Source organism: uncultured Bacillus sp. (assembly GCF_958411575.1).
Lineage (GTDB): Bacteria > Bacillota > Bacilli > Bacillales > Bacillaceae > Bacillus > Bacillus spizizenii.
The window spans coordinates 26,859-46,146 of record NZ_CATYRA010000009.1; the positions used below are offsets into that span (position 1 = coordinate 26,859).

Annotated in this window: 17 protein-coding genes; 8 read left to right on the top strand and 9 right to left on the bottom strand. The window is 41.2% G+C overall.

What is annotated here, in order from left to right; genetic code table 11:
- Nucleotides 1-36 precede the first annotated feature (36 nt).
- From Q5C82_RS15070 to fadH, 3 genes are all read right to left on the bottom strand, one after another.
- A complete protein-coding gene (locus tag Q5C82_RS15070; protein WP_003218671.1) occupies nucleotides 37-276 on the bottom strand; it encodes a YkuJ family protein in 240 nt (79 codons plus the stop codon).
- Between the two features lie 618 nt (nucleotides 277-894).
- On the bottom strand, nucleotides 895-2,118 hold the full coding sequence (locus Q5C82_RS15075; RefSeq protein ID WP_003218669.1) for an EAL-associated domain-containing protein: 1,224 nt from the start codon (nucleotides 2,116-2,118) through the stop codon (nucleotides 895-897).
- Between the two features lie 63 nt (nucleotides 2,119-2,181).
- On the bottom strand, nucleotides 2,182-2,946 hold the full coding sequence (fadH, locus tag Q5C82_RS15080) for a 2,4-dienoyl-CoA reductase (RefSeq protein ID WP_003218667.1): 765 nt from the start codon (nucleotides 2,944-2,946) through the stop codon (nucleotides 2,182-2,184).
- A 141-nt stretch (nucleotides 2,947-3,087) separates the two neighbouring features.
- On the opposite strand from fadH, the gene Q5C82_RS15085 reads away from it, so the two are divergent.
- From Q5C82_RS15085 to Q5C82_RS15100, 4 genes are all read left to right on the top strand, one after another.
- Nucleotides 3,088-3,948 (top strand): metallophosphoesterase, encoded by an 861-nt coding sequence (locus tag Q5C82_RS15085; RefSeq protein WP_003218664.1) that lies wholly within the window; start codon nucleotides 3,088-3,090, stop codon nucleotides 3,946-3,948.
- A gap of 57 nt (nucleotides 3,949-4,005) precedes the next feature.
- Nucleotides 4,006-4,500, top strand: coding sequence for a L,D-transpeptidase family protein (locus Q5C82_RS15090; protein WP_079996611.1), 495 nt, complete (start codon nucleotides 4,006-4,008; stop codon nucleotides 4,498-4,500).
- Between the two features lie 75 nt (nucleotides 4,501-4,575).
- Entirely contained in the window at nucleotides 4,576-5,868 is a 1,293-nt protein-coding gene (locus Q5C82_RS15095) for an MFS transporter (protein WP_003218661.1), read from the top strand.
- Nucleotides 5,869-5,993: 125 nt separating this feature from the next.
- On the top strand, nucleotides 5,994-6,458 hold the full coding sequence (locus Q5C82_RS15100) for a YkyB family protein (protein WP_003218659.1): 465 nt from the start codon (nucleotides 5,994-5,996) through the stop codon (nucleotides 6,456-6,458).
- 41 nt (nucleotides 6,459-6,499) lie between these two features.
- On the opposite strand, the gene cheV is transcribed toward Q5C82_RS15100, so the two are convergent.
- Nucleotides 6,500-7,411, bottom strand: coding sequence for a chemotaxis protein CheV (cheV, locus tag Q5C82_RS15105; protein WP_003218657.1), 912 nt, complete (start codon nucleotides 7,409-7,411; stop codon nucleotides 6,500-6,502).
- Nucleotides 7,412-7,617: 206 nt separating this feature from the next.
- Here cheV and Q5C82_RS15110 point away from each other — a divergent pair, with 206 nt between their 5' ends.
- Both Q5C82_RS15110 and Q5C82_RS15115 read left to right on the top strand, forming a co-directional pair.
- A complete protein-coding gene (locus Q5C82_RS15110; protein ID WP_003218655.1) occupies nucleotides 7,618-7,779 on the top strand; it encodes a hypothetical protein in 162 nt (53 codons plus the stop codon).
- 201 nt (nucleotides 7,780-7,980) lie between these two features.
- Nucleotides 7,981-9,162 carry an aminotransferase A gene (locus Q5C82_RS15115; RefSeq protein WP_003218653.1) on the top strand — a complete coding sequence of 394 codons (1,182 nt, stop codon included), beginning with the start codon at nucleotides 7,981-7,983 and terminating at the stop codon, nucleotides 9,160-9,162.
- Between the two features lie 9 nt (nucleotides 9,163-9,171).
- On the opposite strand, the gene kinA is transcribed toward Q5C82_RS15115, so the two are convergent.
- On the bottom strand, nucleotides 9,172-10,992 hold the full coding sequence (gene kinA, locus Q5C82_RS15120; protein ID WP_003218651.1) for a sporulation histidine kinase KinA: 1,821 nt from the start codon (nucleotides 10,990-10,992) through the stop codon (nucleotides 9,172-9,174).
- A 164-nt stretch (nucleotides 10,993-11,156) separates the two neighbouring features.
- A complete protein-coding gene (locus Q5C82_RS15125) occupies nucleotides 11,157-13,277 on the bottom strand; it encodes a penicillin-binding protein 2 (protein WP_003218650.1) in 2,121 nt (706 codons plus the stop codon).
- A 337-nt stretch (nucleotides 13,278-13,614) separates the two neighbouring features.
- On the opposite strand from Q5C82_RS15125, the gene Q5C82_RS15130 reads away from it, so the two are divergent.
- Nucleotides 13,615-14,406 (top strand): CAP domain-containing protein, encoded by a 792-nt coding sequence (locus tag Q5C82_RS15130; RefSeq protein ID WP_003218649.1) that lies wholly within the window; start codon nucleotides 13,615-13,617, stop codon nucleotides 14,404-14,406.
- A 40-nt stretch (nucleotides 14,407-14,446) separates the two neighbouring features.
- Here Q5C82_RS15130 and Q5C82_RS15135 read toward each other — a convergent pair whose 3' ends face one another.
- Nucleotides 14,447-15,313, bottom strand: coding sequence for an NAD(P)-dependent oxidoreductase (locus tag Q5C82_RS15135; protein ID WP_032727331.1), 867 nt, complete (start codon nucleotides 15,311-15,313; stop codon nucleotides 14,447-14,449).
- 143 nt (nucleotides 15,314-15,456) lie between these two features.
- On the bottom strand, nucleotides 15,457-17,424 hold the full coding sequence (mcpC, locus tag Q5C82_RS15140) for a methyl-accepting chemotaxis protein McpC (protein WP_003218647.1): 1,968 nt from the start codon (nucleotides 17,422-17,424) through the stop codon (nucleotides 15,457-15,459).
- 136 nt (nucleotides 17,425-17,560) lie between these two features.
- Here mcpC and Q5C82_RS15145 point away from each other — a divergent pair, with 136 nt between their 5' ends.
- On the top strand, nucleotides 17,561-18,241 hold the full coding sequence (locus Q5C82_RS15145; RefSeq protein ID WP_032727214.1) for a GNAT family N-acetyltransferase: 681 nt from the start codon (nucleotides 17,561-17,563) through the stop codon (nucleotides 18,239-18,241).
- Between the two features lie 13 nt (nucleotides 18,242-18,254).
- Here the strand turns inward: Q5C82_RS15145 and splB are convergent, their stop codons facing one another.
- A complete protein-coding gene (splB, locus tag Q5C82_RS15150) occupies nucleotides 18,255-19,283 on the bottom strand; it encodes a spore photoproduct lyase (protein WP_003218645.1) in 1,029 nt (342 codons plus the stop codon).
- Nucleotides 19,284-19,288 lie beyond the last annotated feature (5 nt).

The window sequence follows — 19,288 nt, forward strand, 5'->3', positions numbered from 1 at the left end:
CAAAAGCGGAAGCTTGTTCCCACTATTTCAGGAATCTTACTGAAGAAGTTCAAAGATTTCGATGGAAACCATGTCGATATTATCAAACGGATATGTGTTAGGTTTTTCACCTTTTTGGAAAACCGTCAGTTCAAACGTTTGATTTTTTTCGAAATATTTAACACTGCATATTTTCTCACCATTTACTTCGAAATAACGCTGCATTGGCTCGTTAGCCGCTTCCGCCGTTTCTTGCAGACTTTGCAGCCGTGTGATGATACCCATTAATTGTGACATTCTAAAAAAAGACTCCTTTCAAAAAGCAACTTCAAATCAACAAGTATTTATTATAATACAAGTTCTATTGAGCATCATACCATAAAGTCGGACAGGATGGCATTTTCACTGCTGAATTTAAGAAAAGAAAAAAAGTGAAAAAACTATTTTTTATTAGTTTGAGGCTTTTTTTGAATGTCATGCACACAATTATGATTTTTTTGGTATGCCCGCAGAGTCAAGAAAGCTTTTTTTTTCAATTTCATCAAAATCTTCTTTTTAAATTTTGCAATATGTAATGATTCAGAGTGAACATCTCGCCGCATTTGCCGTCTAATATCTCTTGCACGGCCGTGCAGCATTAGTACGGGAGTTCAGGCGCTGAAAGAACATTTTTGTTCCTCAGTGTTCAGCGTTTTCCCCTAGTTAGGTTTATTGTTTTATTGATTGTCTTATGCTTTGGCAAATAAAAAAACTTGGCGGGGGTAGCGCCAAGCTTTTTCGGATCTTGATCTGATAGAGGGGTTGGGGAACAGAGAGTAGCTTCTCTCTATAATTAAATGATAATGATTCTCAGTATCAATGTCAATCGTTTTTTGATATTTTTTTCAATTCATAAAAAAACGGCCTTTCAGCCGCTTAAATCAATCCATCCTGCTCATATAAATAAGAATACGGCAAGTCTATAAATAAATACATCTGATCATCCATCGGATACGAAAACGTTCTGATCATTTCACCTGTTTCCAAATCACTGTACAGATCACTGAAAAACCCTTTTCTGAGATTTCTCATTCTCATAATGTTCTCCAGGAAATAAGGACGCCAGCTCCAATTCTTTTCCGCGTATTCCGGCTGGTAAATCCATTCTCCATCTTGTTTAAACACATTTCCCGTCAGCTGATCGCCTTCTTCGTCACACATGTAAATTCTAAAGCTGCAATCGGTCAGCTCTTCCGCCAGCTTTTTAATAAAGTCATCATCAGAAGACAGGTTGTTTTTTCTCAAAGATGTCACAGCCTGGTGAACTCGTTTGTAAAACTGTTCAGAGTGCTCATAGACAGTTTCAAGCTTCTTTTTCTCATGTGTGATAAATTGGTGAAATTCAGTTTTAAGCCTTTGTTTCAATACATCTCTCTCTAGAAACGTTTCAGAAGGAGACAACAGGTAATAGCCCTGAAAATAGCGGCCTCCGTTTCTCCAAGCGTACTGAAGCTGGAAGTTCGCCTCAATGTCTTCATACAGCAACGCAGCACCGATTTTTCTCGCTAATAAAGATATGCTATATAGCACATGCTCATATGACGGTGACGGCTGTGATACTTTCAACGCCTGCAAATCGATTTTTAACAGATCAGGCGAAAGTAATGCAATTCTGTCCAGGTTGCTGCTTTCTTTTCCGATATTATCAACTGCAATTTTAATTCCGTATGTACGATAGTAGGCAAGCATATGGTAAAGCTGCTCAATATCCCCTTCAAAATTGTGCTCCGTAATTTCAAGCACGAAACGATGAAGTTCAATTCCTTTCGCTTCATATTCTTTCAGAAGCTCCAGAAAGCTTTCGCCGTGATCAAGCATCAAAAGATTGGCATCCTGATTCATAAAAATCAGCAGATCAGAATCCGCTTCTAAAAAGCGGTCTAGAGCTTGGCGGATAATTCTGTTATCCACCTCTAATTTATATTCTTCGGGTATTCCCCCATCTAAAAAGAAGGGTCCGAGACTTTGAATTTCTGAATCTGCCATTATACGCCCCAGCACCTCATACCCGACGATTTTCTGCTCCTCGGCACTGAAAATCGCCTGGTAATATGGGAGGACATCATCAATGTTCGTTAAAATATCAAGTGGATCCAACATGTTATCACCTGCTTCTCTATCTTTGTCTGATTATACCACATTGAATCCAAAGTTTAATATGCTTTAAAACGGATAAGGATTCAGCCATTGCCCCCCATCAAGAGTGACACATTCTCCATTCATATAGGAAGCTTCATCAGAAAGCATAAACGCGGCCAAGGCGGCGATTTCCTCCGGCGTGCCGAGCCGGCCGAGCGGCACACTGTTCAGCGTGCGGGCCTTCGCTTTTTCCGATTCAAATAGCTTCTCCGCACCGCCTGTTCGTTCTATCGGACCGGGTGCAATCGCGTTTGTGCGAATTCCATATTGGCTCCCCCACTCCACGGCCAGGGTTCTTGTCAGTGACAATACCCCTGCCTTGGCTGCAGCGGAATGAACGACCCCCGCTCCCGCTCCCCAAGCGTATGTGGCGGCCATATTTACAATGACGCCCTTCTGCTGCTTCTCGATCCAATACCGTGCCGCGGCTTGGCTGCAAAAAAATGTGCCGTTTAACACAATCTCAATAACGGCTTTCCATCCATTGGGCGTCAGCTTTTCTGCCGGGCAAATAAAATTTCCGGCCGCATTATTGATTAGCGCATCAACCCGGCCAAAGGCTCTGATCCCTTCTGTAATCATGTCTGAAGCAGCGGAATCAGAACGGACATCCATTTGAAAACAGGCGACTTGCCCCTCAAAGGTCTCAATTTCTCTTTTCGTTTCCTCAAGTGCTTCCTGATTCCGTCCTGTCACCATGACGTGCCAGCCTAATTCAGCCTGTTTTTTTGCCATTGCTTTTCCCATGCCGCTTGACCCGCCGGTAATAATAACCGTCTTTTTTTCCATGTTTCTCCCTCCCGTTATGAATGAGTATTCATTCAATATTATTCTATCATTATATGCCTGCTCTGTCAGTACATGCTGATATGAGATTTTTTCAAGATACAGATGCTATAATAGAAAAACTCTATTAAAGGTTGGTTTGAAATGAAAAAGATGTCCAGAAGACAATTTTTAAAAGGAACGTTCGGCGTTTTTGCGGCCGGGGTTTTAACGGCCGGCGGCGGATATGGCTATGCCCGCTATCTGGAACCGCATATGATTGAGACTACTAAACATACGATTAAAAGCTCTCTCATTCCCCATGGATTTGACGGTTTTAAAATCGTGCAGTTCAGTGATACACATTTAAGCGATTATTTTACGCTTGATGACTTTAGAACTGTCATCCTGACAATTAATGAATCTAAGCCTGATTTAATTGTTTTTACCGGTGATATTATCGATAACCCTGGTACGTATCAAAATTATCAGGCAGTGATTCCTTTTTTGAGAAAGCTGCAAGCACCCTTCGGCAAGTTTTGTGTTTATGGCAATCATGATCATGGCGGCTATGGCACGGATGCTTATAAAAGCCTGATGTCATCAGGAGGTTTTACGGTATTCCGCAACGCCTATCAAAAATTGAAGCTCACAGACGGCAGCGAAATTGAGATTGCGGCGCTCGATGATTTAATGCTCGGCAAACCCGATTATGAAGGCACCCTATCGAAACTAAGTGAGAAGCTTTTTTCTATTCTGCTCGTCCATGAGCCTGATGCCGCCTTGAATACAAAAATATACCCTGTCAATCTGCAGCTATCCGGACACACACACGGCGGGCAGATCCAGCTGCCCTTCTACGGACCGCTTATTACGCCTCCGTACGGAAATGTCTATACCGAAGGAATGTACCAAACAGGCGACACTCATATTTATGTGAACCGCGGCCTCGGGATGACGAGACTGCCTTTGCGATTTCTGGCTAAACCTGAAATCACAGTCTTTACATTAAAAAGCACAAATTAATGTAGCAGAATGGGTTCCTCATCAATACTTATAAATAAAAAAGAGAGGATGAGGAAACTGCTCACGTACCAGATTAAACAAGGCGATACACTCACCAGCATCGCGGCCGATTTCAGAGTAAGCACTGCTGCTTTGATCCAAGCCAATCCTTCTCTGCAAACAGGAGTTATCGCCGGACAGCGCATTGTCATCCCCGGTCTGCCGGACCCAAATACGATCCCATATCATATTGCAGTCTCTATTGGGGCTAAAACCCTTACTTTGTATCAAAATAATCAGGTAATAAAAACTTATCCGATCGCCGTCGGTAAAATACTGACACAAACACCAATTGGCGAGTTCTACATTATTAACCGCCAACGCAATCCCGGCGGCCCATTTGGCGCTTATTGGCTGAGTCTTTCAAGGCAGCACTACGGAATACACGGGACGAATAATCCCTCTTCGATTGGTAAGGCTGTTTCTAAAGGCTGCGTTCGCATGCATAACAAAGACGTAATCGAACTCGCTTCAATTGTGCCAAACGGAACAAGAGTCACTATTAACCGGTAATGTTTTCTTATTTGTTTCAAAAACAGGCGGTTTATAATATGATAAAGTGGGACCTTTAGGGTAAGGAGCGTTTTTATGGATATATTTAAAAATCGTAATTTTGTTCGTCTATTTTTCGCAGCACTCGCTTCTCAAATGGGCACGACAGTAGGCAACATGGCATTTGCTTTTTTCTTGCTGGACCGCTTCAGCAGCCAGCCTTCATATACGACCTTGGCGGAGCTGATGTATTCTCTCCCGACCATATTTGTATTTTTGATCGTCGGAGTTGTCGCGGACCGGTTTGACAGAAAAAAGGTCGCGGAAAACTGTGATTGGATCAGAGCCGGCCTGACTGTCGTTCTTTTTTTCACTTTATTTAGCGGCAATATTCCTCTTGTTTTCTGTATTTTATTTGTCAGAAGCGCTGTAACGAAGTTTTTCTTTCCGGCAGAAAACAGTTTGGTACAAGCCATCCTGCCGAAGGAGCATTATGCGAAAGCGGCAGGCCTTAACCAGATGCTTTTTAGTATTTTCATGGTATTCGGAGTCGGAATCGGCGCTGTTATGTACAACACAATCGGTATTGAAGGCGCCATTATTCTTGATTTTGTCAGCTTTATCATTTCCGGGCTGCTGATCCGCAGCTGCCGGATCCCGAAAGAAGCCCGACAGCCAAACGGTGCATTCAGCTGGAGAAAAACTTCTGTTAAAGATTCAATAAATGATTTTAGGGAAGGTATTTTCTATATTTTAAAAAACAAACTCCTGGCATCTCTTATTTTCGGTTTCTTCATTTTTGGATTTGTCAACGGAGGATTTGCCGTATTGCCAATGTTTACGATGAAATACGGATTGGCGCCTGACCGTTACGAGTGGCATACGTCTGTATTTACTATCGCACTCGGGTTTGGGCTGCTGGCGGGAAGTGTAATCGGCACGATCATCTCTAAAAAAGTGAAGCCGCACTTTTTAATGTCGATACCGATTTTCATTGCAGGCTTGCTGATTTTCGTTCTCGGCTACACGAATGTTTTAGGGGTGTACTATGCGGCAGCTTTTGCCCTGGGAATGTGCATTGGACCGATCAACATTGCAATCGGAGGATGGATGCCAAAGATTGTTCATCCAAAGCTGATGGGACGTGTAAGCGGCTTGCAGGACCCTTTTATGATGTTTGCACAGTCTTTAACACTCGGCTTAGTTGCGCTGTTATTCCCTAAGTTCGTTTCAAACATTGATTATCTTTATTACGGCATGGGCGTTATTATCCTGCTTGTTTTTATTTTTTATTTTGTTGCATTGCCAAAATACAGTGCACAGGTTGCGGAAGTGAATGTTCAGGAAGCATTTCAAGAGCAGCCGAAAAAGAAAGCAAGATCTGTATAATATACTTTAAAAATGCGCTTTTTTTCTCAGAAAAAAGCGCATTTTTACATTCAATATTTGCATTTCAATTTTAAAAAAGTATAATCTAATCATATAGAATTTGATAAGAGCAAAGGAGAGAAATAATGGACGACCATGCATATACGAAAGATCTGCAGCCAACCGTAGAAAATCTTTCAAAAGCAGTTTACACTGTGAACCGCCATGCAAAAACCGCCCCCAACCCTAAATACCTATATCTGCTGAAAAAACGGGCTTTGCAAAAGCTTGTCAAAGAAGGTAAAGGAAAGAAAATAGGGCTTCATTTTTCAAAAAATCCAAGGTTCAGCCAACAGCAATCGGACGTGCTTATCTCAATCGGAGACTACTATTTTCACATGCCTCCAACTAAAGAAGACTTCGAACATCTTCCGCATTTAGGTACACTTAATCAATCGTACCGAAATCCTAAAGCTCAAATGTCTTTAACAAAAGCGAAACACCTGTTGCAAAAATATGTGGGCATGAAAGAAAAACCGCTTGTGCCAAATCGCCAGCAGCCAGCTTATCATAAACCTGTTTTTAAAAAGCTTGGCGAGAGTTACTTTTAAAATAAAAACAGCCGTGCCACTCAGGCACCGGCTGTTTTTATTTATTCGATGACATACGTATCCACTTTTTTAATCAAGTCACTGATTTCAGGCTTGCTGATTTGCTCATCTGCGCCAACGACTTCTCCGCGGTGACGCAAATCATCTGTAATTAGCGATGAGAAAATCATAACAGGTACGTCTGAGCTTTTCGGGTTTTCCTTCAGCAGCTTTGTGAGCCTGTGTCCGTCCATTTTTGGCATTTCAATATCAGTGATAATCATATCAATCTGTTCTGATAAATCAGTTTCATTTTCAGCAAGGTTCATAATGTAGTCATATGCCTCTTTTCCGTTTTCAAACGAAGAAACATTGTTGTACCCTGCTTCTTTTAACTCATCCTGCAAGAGGCGCATCAAGAGCGGTGAGTCCTCTACAATGATAAGCTTTTTATCAGCTCTTCTTTCATCGAAGCCCTCGGTATGCATATTGTACGTATCCACACCTGAGTCTGATTCGATGTCATAAATAATCTTCTCATAGTCAGGCAAAAAGATCATCAGGTCTTCGAGCTTAATAATCCCGGTAAGGTGCCGCTCCATCCCTTGATTTAATGATGTCGGTTTTTCAATAGCTTCCCAGGACACTCGGTGAATTTGCGAAACAGAGCCGACATGAAAAACGATTTTCCGTTTATTAAATTCAGTCACGATATATTTCTCGTCTTTTGATCCGTCAGGCTCAACTCCAAAAAATGAGAAGAGGCTGATCACAGGAAGAATCTCTCCTCTGAGCTTAATCATGCCTTCTACATGCTGATGAGAGTGAGGCACTGATGTCACCTCGACTGGCTGAATAATCTCTCTTACCTTCATGACGTTAATTCCGAAAGCATTATCGCCCACGCCAAACTTCACAATTTCTAATTCATTTGTACCAGAATCCAATAAAATTTCGTATTGTTGTAACGACACTTCAATCCCTCGCTATTCGCATTCAGTATTGTACTGTATATATCGGCGTAAATTGTAAAAAGTGAATGGCATGGCTCTTCAAAATCGGATTCTGGGAGCGTCAAGCCGGGGTTCTTTAAAATAGAAACTTTTTTCCTAATAACCATTGACTTTCCAACTAACAGTGATAAAATAGTCAAGGATTTTTCCAAAGAAGGGTGTAAATAATGGGTACCTTAGTAATATTTAAAGAAAATGAAATGACTGTTTTAGAAGATATCAGTGAAGAGACTTACCTGCATATGAAGAAAGAATCAGCTGACCTTCAAGAAGAGCATCCATCGTATATGATTTGGCACGAAGACCTTCATTTTGATTATGGTTATTAATGATATTGGCACATATAAACAATAATAGAACATGATACAATAAAGACAATCAAATCGCTGGTTGTCTTCTTTTTTTCTAAAAAGAAAGGTATGTTTAGAAAATAGGCGCATACAATCGAAATATATCGGCTAAAAAGGTGACAAATGATCAGCTAGTGGTAAAATAGGATAAACTCATTATATTTGTTAAGGTGATGAATTATGGAACATTTGCTGAATCCGAAAGCAAGAGAGATTGAAATTTCAGGAATACGCAAATTCTCAAATCTTGTAGCTCAACACGAAGACGTAATTTCACTTACAATCGGCCAGCCTGACTTTTTCACGCCGCATCACGTGAAAGCTGCCGCAAAAAAAGCCATTGATGAAAACGTGACGTCATATACTCCGAACGCCGGCTACCTGGAGCTGAGACAAGCTGTGCAGCTTTATATGAAGAAAAAAGCGGATTTTAACTATGATGCTGAATCTGAAATCATCATCACAACAGGTGCAAGCCAAGCCATTGATGCTGCATTCCGGACGATTTTATCTCCCGGTGATGAGGTGATTATGCCAGGCCCGATTTATCCAGGCTATGAACCTATTATCAATTTGTGCGGCGCCAAGCCTGTTATTGTTGATACTACATCACACGGCTTTAAACTTACTGCCCGTCTGATTGAAGATGCTCTGACTCCTAACACCAAGTGTGTCGTGCTTCCTTATCCGTCAAATCCTACCGGCGTAACTTTATCTGAAGAAGAACTAAAAAGCATCGCTGCCCTTTTAAAAGGCAGAAATGTCTTCGTATTGTCTGATGAAATATACAGTGAATTAACATATGACAGACCCCATTACTCCATCGCAACCCATTTGCGGGATCAAACGATTGTCATTAACGGCTTGTCAAAATCACACAGCATGACCGGTTGGAGAATTGGATTTTTATTCGCACCGAAAGACATAGCAAAGCACATTTTAAAGGTTCACCAATACAATGTGTCGTGTGCGTCATCCATTTCTCAAAAAGCCGCCCTTGAAGCTGTGACAAACGGCTTTGACGACGCCCTGATTATGAGGGAACAATACAAAAAACGTCTGGACTATGTGTATGACCGTCTTGTTTCCATGGGACTTGACGTTGTGAAACCGTCTGGTGCGTTTTATATCTTCCCATCTATTAAATCATTTGGAATGTCTTCATTTGATTTTAGTATGGCTCTTTTGGAAGATTCAGGTGTGGCACTCGTGCCGGGCAGCTCATTCTCAAAGTATGGTGAGGGATATGTGAGGCTGTCTTTCGCATACTCGCTGGACACGCTAAGAGAAGGCCTGGACCGCTTAGAATTATTTGTATTGAAAAAACGGGAATCAATGCAGACGATAAACAACGGCGTTTAAGCCGTTGTTTTATTTTTTTGGAAATGAAATTTTAAATGCTGTGCCTTTTTCCGGCTGGCTGTCTACATGGATGACTCCCTGATGATTTTCGATAATATTAAATGTCACCATCAGTCCAAGCCCCGTGCCTTTTTCTTTTGTCGTTAAAAATGGTTCTCCAATCCGGTTCAGCACCTTTTCAGGTATGCCTTCTCCTTCATCTTTGACAGTGACATGAACAGAATGCTCATCCTCAGTTATGATAATGTCTACTGTTCCCCCATCAGGCATTGATTCAACTGCATTTTTAATTAAATTAATGAATACCTGCTTTAATTGGTTTTGATCCCCGTTTATATAAATGCTGTCATTTTCATAGCTGGTTCTGATAAAAATGCCATTTAAATTTGCCTGTGTTTCTAACAGGGCCGAGACCTCACCAATTAATTTTTTCAAGTTCAAATATTCTTTAACGGCATTTTGCTGGGGTTTCGCCAGCATAAGCAGTTCACTGAGTATTAGTTCGATACGGCTGAGTTCAGAGAAGACAATATCAAAGTAATGTTCATTTCCTTCCATCGTCGGTTTCATCAGCTGCAAAAATCCTTTGATCGCTGTCAGCGGGTTGCGGATCTCATGGGCGATTCCCGCCGCGAGCTGCCCTGCGATTGATAATTTTTCCGATTTCAGCATCAACTCTTCTGTTTGTTTTCTCTCAGAAATGTCCCGAAGAATGACTTGGACAGCCGCTTCTCCAAAAAAGGTCGTCGGAATGCAGACCATCTCCGTATAGATGACCCTGTTCTGGAAAGTGAACCATGATTGCTTGACAATTTCTGATTGTGTTTTTTGCTCGGCGATGTTTTGGATTCTTTCTTTTACATCCTCGTGATCGCAAGGATGCAGCTGATCATATATGTTTTTGCCAATTAAATCTTCATAGGTAGCCGCTTCAAACAGGGAAATTCCCGACTCATTCATAAACACCCATTTTCCATTATGAATCACCGCAATGGTATCGATTGAATTTTGAATCAGCAGCTGATATCGTTCACGGCTTTTTTGCAGGATGGTTTGGAATTTTTTCCTTGAAGAGATATCGATCAGCAGCAGCAGCTCAGCCTGCTGGTTTTTGTAGACGGTCGGGGACGCTTTCACTTCTAAATGAACAGGTGTGCCATCAAGCCTTTTCCACGTCTGTTCAATCATTCCAACTTCCATTCCTTTTTGCATTCGTATAATCCTGTTTTTCACGATATCATGATATTCTTCTTCAATAAATTCATAGGACCATTTGCCAATAATAGCACCCTTGCTTTTCGCTCCCAGCATTGAAAGCATCGCACTGTTTACATAGACGATCTTGCCTTTGACACTGATGCATAGCGGACTCGGAAGATTTTCAACTAACCGTTCATAATCATCCGTTATATATGTAGTCGATTCCGGGCTTGCAGGCTCGATTTCATGTTTTTCGAAATTTAGGGAGTGATGGCCTGTTTCTTCTTCAAGAACCTTCATTTTCAAAATGATTTCCCGTTCTGTCCGCTCAGCTCTTGTCGTAACGATTTCTACCGCAGCCTCCACCCACACAATCGTATGATCTTTTTTAATAAAACGAAAGGTGCACGGCATCAGATGATGTTCATTATAAAAATAGCTTTCAACTAAAAATTGGTCTTCCTCATGCAAAAACGTTTTGAGGAATGATCCGATCATCTCTCCTTGGAGATAGCCTAAATGCAGTTTGGAGTTGGCAGATATATAAATGATGCGTCCATTAGAGGCCAAGACTGCATGAATATCGGTTTTTGTTTGAAATGGTTTAACATGCTGCGTATCCTGTTCCACAGAATCCCTCCTTTGCATGATCATCGTGTTTCGATATATACAGATTAACTTTTACCTAGTATGATTCGCTAGAAAATGAGTATTCTCCTTCTATTCTTATGGTGAACGTCAATTTTTGAATAAAAGAAAGGGCACACAACCTTTCAGTTGTGCACCCTGTTTTTTTATTTTTTACTGTGTTTCTTTTCAAGCTCTGCGTAAGCGTGTATTGCTCTTTTGGCGATAAGTTTGTTGATCGGATCGTGGTCGTTCGCTACAGAAGGTACAACGACACTAAATGCCACTTTTGGATTTTCAGACGGATAATAGCCGACAAATGTCAGATTATACGTACTTTTCCCCCACCAATTACGGTTTGTTCCGTAATAAAATGTTTGAGCAGTTCCTGTTTTTCCTGAAACATCTTCTGTAAATGTATTTTTAGCTGTCCCTGAAGAGGTAACTAATTTCATTCCGGTCTTTACCTGCTGTATGTCACTATCTGTGTTGTTAATTTTATTGAGGATGTTTGGCTTTCTTTGTTCAATTGTTTTCCCAAGACCCTCTTTATTGTTGGGCTCATGAACACTAGTAACAATTCTTGGTTGAATACGGTATCCTCCATTGGCAATTGATGAGATGTACTGCGCCATTTGAAGGGGTGTGTATGTATCGTATTGACCGATTGCCAAGTCTAAAATTAAGCCCCCTACAGCATCAGGTGTAGTTTGCATTCCGGCTGATTCTTGTGGCAGATCAATACCTGTCTTTACGCCCAGGCCAAACTGGCTGTAGTAATTTCTCATTTTGTTTAAATCCTTCTGGTCAGCAGGAAGAGGTCCATGCGGCTTGTATGTAACACCGGCAATGTGCATGGCGATATTAAACATATATACGTTTGAACTTTTTTGCAAAGCCGTTAATTCATTTATGGTTCCCATGTTCATATAGGATTTCTTCGGTTTGTTATTACCTGCAAAATACAAAGGCGTATCAACAAAATATTTATAATGCGGTATGCCGTCTTGATAGCCGGCAAGTACAGTGGCGCCCTTTACTGCGGATCCCATTTCGTATTGTGTTGTAAAAGCACCAATCGCATAATCTTCAATTTTGTTAGTTTCTAAGTCTATCTTTTTTCCGGCCATGGACAGTACATCCCCGTTATTAGGATCCATCATTACGACAAAGGCTCTGTCAATCATGTAGTTACCGCGTGCACGGCTTTTTAGCAATTCCTCTTCTATGCTATTTTCCACTTCTGCCTGAAGCTCCATGTCAAAAGAAAGCTGAAGATCGTATCCCCTGCTGCCTTTATCAATGGTTTTTTGGCTGACGACATTCCCTTTATTGTCTTCTACGTATTGTACTTTTTCCTTTTGGGAATTTAGATAGTCTTCATATTGATACTCTATATAACTTTTTCCCACCCTGTCATTATTCGCATAGCCTCTTGTTAAGTAGAAATCTTTCCGGTCGCTCAACAGGCCTTGATCAGGTGTCGTGACGCCGCCGAAAACAGAATAGAGGGTTTTGTCATAAGGATATTTTCGTGTCCAATCGTTTACAATGTCGATTCCCGGAAGCTCTTCTAAATGCTCAGAAACAATTGAAATTTCATCATATGTTAAATCATTTTTTGGTCGTTGCGTGGAACTTTTCTTCTCATCAAGCAGTGTTCCGTTTTTTCCATTGCTGTTGCTTTCATTTGGATTCATCGCTTTTACGATTTGAGGTTCGTAAGCATTTCCGCTTGAAAACCTTGTATATATCGCAGCGATTTCCATTTCTTCGTCATCTCGCTGAATCGCCTTCAATTCTTGATCTGGTACACGCTCAATTTGAAGCTTGTAAGCCTGGGCCCCTTTTAGATTGCTTTCAGATTCCTTAAGCAGAGCGGCGGCTTTTTTCGGATGAGATGCGATCCAGTAATCACGCAAATCTCTTTCCTTCAAAAATTCGGTATCAATATGAATTAAAGCCGCAAGCCGCTTCGCTGTTTTGATTTTGTCTTCTGTTTTTGTGCTCGATGTTGAAACATACACAATTTCAGGCACGCTCTGGTTATCGACAGCCACTTTCTGGTTTCTGTCGTACATCTTCCCTCGAGGCGCCGGATAGTATGCTGTTTTTGCATTTGCTTTCTCAGCGTCTTCTTCATGCTGTTCGCCTTCAACAATTTGAACAACGCCAAGCTTAAAGATTAATGCAGTGAATAGAACAAAGACAGCAAGGAAAAAAAGGTTCATTCTGATTGCCCTGTTTCCTTTGCCCTTTTTCTTTGGTTCACGTCCTATTTCAGTCACTTCTGGTTACCCCTCTCAAATCATTCAATATATTTACATATACTGAGATTAATTGTAACACCTTTGTAACAGTTGTTACAGCAAAAAGGGATAAAAAAAGCTGTCAATATAAAAACACTTTAAAATATAACTAACGATTCAAATAAAAGGAAGCTATGTAACTGTACGATAATATCATAAAATGCAGCTGATTCCCTTCGTCTCAGCGGTTTAGCGCATATTGGTTACGAAAATGACAACCTCTCTTTGTCAAAGGAAAGTGATGGATACTTTATGACAAAAAAGCTATGTTATGATTTTTTTGTAGAAACAAACAACTCTAGGAGGTTATGAACTAATGAAGAAAGCATTTATTTTATCTGCTGCCGCTGCGGTTGGATTATTCACATTCGGGGGCGTACAGCAAGCATCAGCGAAAGAACTCTCCTGCCAACATGTGGTAACGGTAAAAACAGGGGATACAGTGCAAAACATGTCTCTTAACGATGTAGTAAAAAAGCTGCATATTAAAACAAATATGAAAACATTAAATGCTGCAAACGAAAAAGAGATCAAGCAGCTGCTGAAAAAACATGCGAAGCAATCTAACATGAACATTCAGGATGTTCAAAAGACAGAAAATGCAAAACCTGCGCAAAAAACTACAGAAAAAGCAGCTGCTGAAAAAAACACTGCTTCTAAAACACCAGCTGCTTCTAAAGCACCTGCAGCTGCTGAAAAAACAAACACAACAACTTCTGCGCCTTCATCTGTAAGTGCATATGAGAAAAAAGTTGTTGAGCTTACAAATGCAGAAAGACAAAAACAAGGCTTAAAACCGCTTCAAATTGATGAAACGTTAAGCAAATCTGCACGCGCAAAATCTCAGGATATGAAAGACAAGAACTACTTTGATCACCAAAGCCCAACTTACGGCTCACCGTTTGACATGATGAAATCTTTCGGAATCAGCTACAAAACAGCAGGTGAAAACATTGCTAAGGGCCAAAAAACACCAGAAGAAGTAGTAAAAGCTTGGATGAACAGTGAAGGACACAGAAAAAACATTCTAAACCCTAACTTTACTCACATCGGTGTAGGCTACGTTGAATCTGGAAGCATCTGGACACAGCAATTCATCGGAAAATAATAAAAAAAGAGATTGCCTGTTTCGTACAGGCAATCTTTTTTTATTTCACCCAGAGCTTATATATACTCTGTGTTCCGCTGTTTTCTTCGCCTTGTGCAGCGAGCTTGTCATATAAGGATTTTGCAAGCGACAAGCCGGGCAATTCTTCTCCCATTAATTCCGCTTCCTCTAGCGCGATTCCCATATCTTTAATAAAATGTTTCACATAAAAGCCTGGTTCAAAGTTGCCTTGCAGCATACGGGGAGCAAGATTTGATAATGACCAGCTTCCGGCTGCGCCCGTTGTGATGCTTTTCAGGACATTTTCCGGCTGCAGGCCTGATTTTTGAGCATATGCCATCGCTTCAGCAACACCGATCATACCAGCTGCGATTGCAATCTGATTACACATCTTGGTATGCTGGCCGCTTCCAGCCGGTCCTTGATACTGAATGTTTTCTCCCATTAAAGAGAAAATTGGCATGCAGGCTTCAAATGCTTCTTTTTCTCCTCCAACCATAATTGCGAGTGTTCCGTTTTGTGCACCGATATCTCCGCCGGAAACAGGGGCATCTAAAGCGAACAATGACTTTTCTTTAGCCGCTTCAGCAATCTTCTTCGCCAGCGAAGGTTTAGATGTCGTCATATCAATGAGATATGCGCCTTCTTTTGCGTTTTCAATAATTCCGTTACTTCCGAAATACACTTCTTCAACATCACTGGGATAGCCGACCATTGTAATGATAACGTCCGCTTCTTTTGAAAGATCTTTGACCGTTTCTTTCCATACTGCGCCTTTTTGCAGTATGCTGTCTGCCTTTTCTTTTGTCCGGGTGTACACCAAAACAGGATGGCCGTCATTGAGAATATGTGATGCCATGCTTTTTCCCATCACTCCAAGACCGATAAAACCAATTGTTTTCTTCAAGGTCATTCCTCCCAGATGTTTCGTTTTGATTTTAGTTAAAATGTATCGTTTTTCCTTCATTTTCTAGACTACCATATCTATTCATCATATAGTAGACTCTTAAAATAAAAAATCCCCAAGACATATTTTGGGGATTTTTTTGATTACAATGTGAATTTCGTAATTGTGTTCATAAGCTCTTGGCTTGCATGTTTTAACGTGTCTGTTGAGTGTTTGACTTTATCAAGAGTGATCAGCTGTTCATCAGTTGATGCGTTCACTTCCTCTGCTGCGGCAGCTGATTCCTGTGATATAGCTGAAATGCTTTGAATGGCTTCAGAAATCGCGAGCTGTTCTTCACTCATTCTTTGAATTTCTTCGTAAATGTGATCTATGCCCTGTACCAGCGATTGCATTTCCGCAGTTATCGTGTTTAATACCTCTCCTGTCTCATGAATGGCACTGTTTTGTTCATCATTCATTCTGCTTGCCTCTACCATTGCGTGAGAGGCCTCTTTTGTCTCTAGCTGGATCAGTTTCACAGTCTCGCTGATATGCTTTGTAGAGAGTGCTGATTGCTCGGCAAGCTTCCGCACTTCATCGGCTACGACAGCAAATCCGCGTCCGCTTTCTCCGGCTCTGGCTGCCTCAATGCTGGCATTTAAGGCAAGCAAGTTGGTTTGATCAGAAATATTCGAAATCGCTGTAACGACTTCTTCAATATTCTTTGTTTGATTTTCCAAATCAAGCAGCATCGTTTCAACCTTTTTCGTTTCCATGTTGGCTTCGTTTGACTTCATCAGCAGCTGGCCGAGCGCGTCAAGTCCTTTATAGCTTGCATCCTCAGACGATTTTGAGCGTTCTTTAATTCCGCCTGCCTCCTGAGCGATTTGTCTGATTTTCGTTGACAGGCTTTCTGATTTTTCGTTAATGGTCTCGACTTCAGAAGCCTGTTCTGATGCCCCTGCGGCTACTTCTTCAATCGCTTTTGCTATTTGTCCGCTTGTTTCATTTGTTTCCGCAGAGACAGCCGTTAATTGCTCAGAGGTATCAGATACTTTCCCTGAAGAGAGTCTCACTTGCTCAACCATTTCCTTCATATTGTCAACCATCTGGTTAAAGTCTCTTGTTAAAATACCGACTTCATCCTTGGATTTTGATTCCGCGTGCACTGTTAAATCACCCGCGGAAACTGCCTTCGTTTTTGCGATCAGCTGCTGTATCGGGCCGGTTATCGTTTTGGCCAGGAAGTAGCTGAGAATCATTGATATGATAAGCGCAATCAGTGATATCCAAAGATTCGCCCGATTCATTTTATCTGAAATCCACATTAATTTATCAGTATCAAATAGCGTTCCGACTTTCCAGCCCGTTTCCCCAATCGTTTGGTACACAACCATTTTCTCATTTTCATCCTGTATCCCTTTTTTCTCAGATGCAATGGTTTTCAGTGTTTGGTCCTTTGATATATTTTTTCCTTGGTTTGACGGGTGTGCTAAAAGATTGCCGCTGGCATCAGCTAAAAAGGCAAATCCATTGTAAGGCACCTTTTGCTTATTGACCATACTCTGGATCGCAGAGAGCTTTAAGTCGTAGCTGGCAACCCCGACCACTTTTTGCCCATCAAGGACCGCTTTCGATGCAGTGACAATCATGTCTCCCGTCACGACATCTTTATAGGGCTCTGTCCAAACGACTTGATCCGAGGTTTCAGCTGCAAGCTTATACCATGGTCTTGTTGTCGGATCATAATCATCAGCAAAATCTGCTTTCGGATATGTAAACATTTCTTTTTTTGCGGTGCCTACATAAGCCATCGCAACATAATCATCGTTATCTTTGATTTGTTTAATGTCATCGTTAAAGAGCCGAGAAGCTTCTTTACTAGGTTTTGTTACAAATGTATGAGTTAATTCCCCATTAGCCAATCTTGATAACGAAATGGCATAACTCTTTAATTGCAATTCAATATTTTGTTCAAGTGACTGTGTCACGTTTTGAGTTGTATTTTTCCCATCCTCTGTAATCATCGGTTTTAGCGTCAAATAAGAAGACAGCATTAAAAGAACAACTGTGACGATTAACATGATTGAAACAAAAACAGCAATCTTCATGTGAAGTTTTTTAAACAAACCAATCCCCTCCTAATTTCTATATCGGCCCTTTCGTTTAAAAAATGAATAATCAAAAAAAACAAATTATATGAAAAACGGAACATATTTACTGAAAATTCAATCTTCGTTATAATGAAACAACATAAGGAGGGTGATGATCATACGAAAACAAATGTATGTGCACAACGGCAGAAAATTTGAGACTCTGACTATTAGAAACTATACTGAAACTGACGTAAAGGGGCTGATTTCTCTTCAAAGAGAATGTTTCCCTCCTCCGTTCCCCCAAGAATTGCTATGGTCGGAGGAACAGCTTGACAGCCATATCAAAACCTTTCCGGAAGGCGCTTTATGCGCGCTGGTCAGTGGCAGAATTGTCGGTTCTATGACTGCCCTTATCATACATTTTGAGCCTGAATCTCCTGACCATACATGGGCGCAGGCAACAGGTAACGGATCTATTAAAAATCATGATCCTCACGGAAATACTTTATATGTAGTGGATATTTCAGTTTCTCCTCATTATCGAAAGCTTGGAATCGGAAAATGGCTGATGAATACGATGTATGAACTGACTGTTGACAAGCGGCTGGAGCGCCTGCTCGGCGGCGGGCGCATCCCTTTTTATCATAAATACTCAGATGAGATCAGCGCTGTTCAATACGTCGAAGATGTGATAGAGGGCAAGAAAAAAGACCCTGTGCTGTGCTTTCTTCTCCATTGCGGCCGTTCACCGATTCGTGTAGTCAGCAATTATTTAGACGATAAAGAATCATTGAATTTCGGCGTTTTGATGGAATGGAAAAATCCTTTTTATAAAAAAGCGAGCTGTTGATCACAACAGCCCGTTAAGTGAAATATTCAATTTTTGCGTTAGGGAAATAGGTATCAATATAGGATTCAAGCGTTTCCCGAAGTTCATGCTCTTCATCTTTCTGATAAATATATTTTCCGATCCCGTAACGGCCCCATTTATAACGACGCTTTTCTTCATCTAATTCGAGCTTCGTCTTCGGGTAATTCTTCTCTATCACTCGTTTGGCCGGTTTTGTAAAACGGTGCTGAATTAATTCAAAAGTAATATCATGTCTGACGTCCTGCGGCAAAGCAGCATCAAGCTTTTCAAACAGATGTCTGTATCCTTCTTCCCAGTCTTCATGAATATAAATCGGCGCAACAATAAAGCCTAGCGGGTATCCTGCTTTTGCAACTTTTACTGCCGCTTCTATCCGCTTATCAAGAGGTGAGGTTCCCGGCTCAAAGTTCTTAATCACATAGTCGGCATTAATACTGAACCTAAATCTCGTTTTCCCGTTATGCTTTGCATCTAACAGGTGATCGACATGATGGAATTTCGTTACAAATCTGAGCTTTCCGAGGTCACTTTGTCCAAAATGTTCAATGGCGCGCTTCAGCGTGTGTGTCAGATGATCGATTCCTACAATATCTGACGTACATGAGGCTTCGAACCTTGTGAATTCTGGTGCGCGCTCCTTCATATACTTATCTGCCTGATCCAAAATCTCTTCGACGTTTACATAGGTTCTGATATACGGCTTTGATCCCATCGTTGTTTGCAGGTAGCAGTAATGGCAATGCCCCATGCAGCCTGTTGCAAACGGAATGGCATATTCAGCCGAAGGTTTAGAAGAATCAAACTTTAATGTTTTCCGGACACCGATGACTAAAGTTGACTTTGCGTTGCGATATTGCTGAAGATGATTCTTTCCGGGAATATTACGCACTTGATTGTGGGATGTCGTTTCTCTGATTTCAATGCCCATTTTCTCAAATTTATCTTGTAATTCTTGGGCCAGCGGATATTCCAGCGCCCTCGGTTCAATATATACAAGCTGCGGAACAAATGGGTTCTGCATAGTGC